Source organism: Pseudomonas wayambapalatensis (assembly GCF_049942315.1).
Taxonomy (GTDB): Bacteria; Pseudomonadota; Gammaproteobacteria; order Pseudomonadales; family Pseudomonadaceae; genus Aquipseudomonas; species Aquipseudomonas wayambapalatensis.
Genome location: NZ_JBNFMU010000067.1, coordinates 1 through 2,994 on the forward strand (window position 1 = coordinate 1; position 2,994 = coordinate 2,994).

The 2,994-nt window shown below is 58.6% G+C and carries 4 protein-coding genes and 3 tRNA genes; all 7 read right to left on the reverse strand.

What is annotated here, in order from left to right; all coding sequences use genetic code 11:
• On the reverse strand, positions 1-142 hold a 142-nt coding region (locus ACPZMI_RS02275; RefSeq protein ID WP_230385152.1), incomplete at its 3' end, for a GTP-binding protein.
• 79 nt (positions 143-221) lie between these two features.
• Positions 222-297 (reverse strand) — tRNA-Thr (locus ACPZMI_RS02280).
• 28 nt (positions 298-325) lie between these two features.
• Positions 326-399, reverse strand: a tRNA-Gly gene (locus ACPZMI_RS02285).
• A 24-nt stretch (positions 400-423) separates the two neighbouring features.
• Positions 424-507 (reverse strand) — tRNA-Tyr (locus ACPZMI_RS02290).
• A 142-nt stretch (positions 508-649) separates the two neighbouring features.
• Positions 650-1,075, reverse strand: a complete 426-nt coding sequence (locus ACPZMI_RS02295; protein ID WP_186670238.1) for a hypothetical protein — start codon at positions 1,073-1,075, stop codon at positions 650-652.
• Between the two features lie 7 nt (positions 1,076-1,082).
• Complete coding sequence (locus ACPZMI_RS02300; RefSeq protein ID WP_186670236.1) at positions 1,083-1,832, reverse strand: pantothenate kinase; 750 nt, start codon at positions 1,830-1,832, stop codon at positions 1,083-1,085.
• Positions 1,822-2,781 (reverse strand): bifunctional biotin--[acetyl-CoA-carboxylase] ligase/biotin operon repressor BirA, encoded by a 960-nt coding sequence (birA, locus tag ACPZMI_RS02305; RefSeq protein ID WP_426351594.1) that lies wholly within the window; start codon positions 2,779-2,781, stop codon positions 1,822-1,824. The genes ACPZMI_RS02300 and birA overlap by 11 nt, the downstream gene beginning before the upstream one ends.
• Between the last annotated feature and the right edge of the window lie 213 nt (positions 2,782-2,994).

Here is a 2,994-nt window from a genome sequence, read left to right on the forward strand (position 1 = left end):
CGAACTCAACGACTGCCGAACCGAAAACTTCGGAGCAGACGCGAGTCAGAGCTGCGGTCAGAGTGGTCTTACCGTGGTCAACGTGGCCGATAGTGCCGACGTTAACGTGGGGAAGGGAACGATCAAACTTTTCCTTAGCCATCGATACAGTCCTCCGCAGAAGAAATAGTTACTACCCTGATAAAACAAAGGCAGATATTTTCATATCTGCCTTGTTTATATGGAGCTCTTGAGCGGACTTGAACCGCTGACCTCACCCTTACCAAGGGTGTGCTCTACCAACTGAGCTACAAGAGCGAAACTCTTTGTGCCAAAACAGCAAACTTGGAGCGGGTAGCGGGAATCGAACCCGCATCATCAGCTTGGAAGGCTGAGGTTCTACCACTAAACTATACCCGCGGAGCTTGCGGCTCTCGCTAAAACTGGTGGAGGGAGAAGGATTCGAACCTTCGAAGCTCTCGCAACGGATTTACAGTCCGTCCCCTTTGGCCGCTCGGGAATCCCTCCGGATGTGGCGGGCATTCTATTTACCTGCCGGCCTGTAGTCAAGCATTTTTTCAATTAAATCTGAAAGTTAGCTGCTTTGACTACGCTTCCGGTACCACCACCTGAGCGGTGTTCCCTGCGAAGCGGGCGCCATTCTATCAAGCTATTCGCCAGTTGCAATACCCTGGCAGAAAATAATTTTATGTTTTAAGTCTTTGAAATCACTGGAAAGACTGGCGAGGACCGCCTCATCCAGCAAACGCTCGCTGTCAGGGCTTACCTTGAGCCAGAAGCCGTCCGCGCCAGCCAACTGCCCCTGCACCGGCTGAGCGGCGATATCGAGGCTCAGCAACCGTTGACGCAACGCTACCAGCTCATCCTGTCCGGCAAATCCCCCCACCACCAGGCACTCATCTCTGCGCCTGGCGGGAGCTGCCGCCCCCGTCTCCCGAAGCAGACGGATCTCCTGCTGACTTCCCTTGTAGAGGGAAAGGGGTGCAACCTCCTTGACCCGTACCGGCGCCTCCTGCTGGCGCCACACGTAATAGACGGCATTTAGCACTACCAACAGCAGAAACAACCAACGCATAGGCACCTCAACTCAAGGGGCAGGCCATCGCCAGGCCAACAAAGACCAGGTCCGGTACAACCCGCGCACCAGGTGCAGACACCTGGACCAGGGGCGCATCACCTCCCGTGAGGAAGACGCTGAACTCACTACCCCAGAGGGCGCGCGCCTGATCGATCTGCGTGCGGGCGAAACCCTGCAGCATCAGGACGCATCCGCGCTCGACCGCCTCGACCGTAGAGCGCCCAGGCTCAAGACTGCTCAACGCACGCTCGGCCGAGGCATCGTCATAACGAATACGGCGGGTGTGCGTCCGCAGCTGGCTACGCATCAACGGCATCCCCGGACAGATGTATCCACCCAGATGCTGACCATCGGCCGCTACGAAATCCGCCTTGGCGGCTGTGCCGAAATCCATCACCAGGCAAGCCCCTTTGGCCAGGTGGAATGCACCGAGGGCGGCAAGCCAGCGGTCCATGCCCAGGCGCTCATGATCTTCATAGCCATTGCGCACACCCGCCATTTCGACAACAGGACGCGCAACCCGCACTTCGACCGCGAAGGCTTGCCTGATCGCCTCGCACAGCGCATCGGTTTCTTCCTCGCTGCGCACACTGACCATTCGTGCGCCCGCCAGGCGTGCCGCAGCCAGCCCACTGACGGCAGCCAACAGCGCCTGATCCGAATCAACGATGCCGCCCCCCACGATGGTGGCATCTGCAGCATGAATCACACGCCACTTGATAAAGCTGTTACCGCAATCGAGCTCAAGAATCATCGCGCAACCTCAACCCGAGCTCTCCACCACTGAAGCTCTTCTCCACACCCTCGACATCCATGCGCAGACCGCCCTGCCCGTCCACACCCAGCACAATGCCATCGACCGTCTGATTGCCGGCGATCAGCGAGACCTTGCGCCCCTGCCACAGATGCGCTTGCTCCCATTCTTCCTGGAAAGCAGCGAAACCATAGCGACGATGGCGCGAAAGCTCATGCTGCAATTGCTGGTTCAACTGCGCAACCAGACGATTGCGATCGATGAGCTCGCCAGTCTCCCGGCGCATCGACGTCCACTGCTGGTCGACCTGATCATTGCTCTGCATGTTCACATTGATGCCGATACCCAGCACAACGTGACAGACATCCGCGGGGTCGCCAACCAGCTCCAGGAGAATGCCGACAATCTTCTTGTTACCAACAAGAACGTCATTCGGCCACTTCAGCCCCGCACCTTTTACACCGAGGGCATGCAGCGTACGCATCACCGCCAGACCAACGACCAGACTCAGCCCCTCGAGCTGGCGCATGCCCCCCTCCACCCGAAGCACCAGGCTGTAATAGAGATTTTCGGCGAATGGGCTGACCCAGTGTCGGCCACGCCGACCACGGCCAGCACTCTGGCGCTCGGCAAGCACCAGGAAGGGCGCAGCCTGGCTCTGCCCGATCAGACGCAGAGCCTCGGCATTGGTCGAATCTATCGAGTCATGAACAAGAACAGGCCACTGCTCACCCTGAGTGAATGCAGCAATCGCCGAAGCCTCGAGCAGGCTCAATGGCGTAGCAAGCTGGTATCCACGACCACGCACCTTGTGAATGGTGAGGCTCAGCTCGCTTTCCAGGTGCTGCAGCTGCTTCCACACGGCGCTGCGGCTCACCCCCAAGGCTTCCCCCAGGGTCTGGCCAGAATGAAACCGGCCATCCTTGAGGAGATTCAACAACTTCAGCATGCCAGTCTCGACTTGAAATAAGGCTGGCATGATAGCCACGGGCTGCTGGATTGCATAGGAAAAGGGCGGGGATATCCCTGCGAGAACGGGTGCGCAGACCGAACCATACCCTGTAGAGGCAGGCTTGTCCTGTGGCGTGCGCGGTGTCGGCGTGCAGGAGCGCTCTGGTCCGGTCTGGCTTCAGAACGCCAGAAAGACAAAACCCCTACCTGC

Coding starts and splice junctions, on each gene's coding strand:
- ACPZMI_RS02295 (WP_186670238.1), bottom strand. CDS start 1,075: ATGCGTTGGTTGTTTCTGCTGTTGGTAGTGCTAAATGCCGTCTATTAC.
- ACPZMI_RS02300 (WP_186670236.1), bottom strand. CDS start 1,832: ATGATTCTTGAGCTCGATTGCGGTAACAGCTTTATCAAGTGGCGTGTG.
- birA (WP_426351594.1), bottom strand. CDS start 2,781: ATGCTGAAGTTGTTGAATCTCCTCAAGGATGGCCGGTTTCATTCTGGC.